Annotated in this window: 1 protein-coding gene; it reads right to left on the bottom strand. The window is 57.4% G+C overall.

Features of this window, described 5'->3' with window-relative positions; translation table 11 throughout:
* The coding region (locus FQ668_RS28230) for a flagellar basal body FlgE domain-containing protein (protein WP_306109852.1) at positions 1 to 237 on the bottom strand (237 nt) is incomplete at both ends.

The raw sequence follows: 237 nt of genomic DNA, 5'->3' as shown, positions 1-237 counted from the left end.
GTGCCAGTCTTGCGATAGAACTGCTCCATGGTGTGCTCGTTACCCTGGCTGTCGTACACCTTGGTCGGGAAAGACTTGGTGTAAGTCGTCTGATCGGAAGGATCGAACGGCAGGTTCGGCACCATCACGCCAGTGCCATCGTCCACTTCCAACGGGATGTCGGCGGCCGAAGAATTCAGGTTGATGCCCTGGTCGATCAGCGATGTTGCCTTTGGCTGCAGCGCCGACGTATCGATC

The organism is Pseudomonas sp. Kh14 (assembly GCF_900291005.1).
In the GTDB taxonomy this organism is placed as follows: Bacteria; Pseudomonadota; Gammaproteobacteria; order Pseudomonadales; family Pseudomonadaceae; genus Aquipseudomonas; species Aquipseudomonas alloputida.
This window is presented reverse-complemented; position numbering and strand designations above follow the sequence as displayed.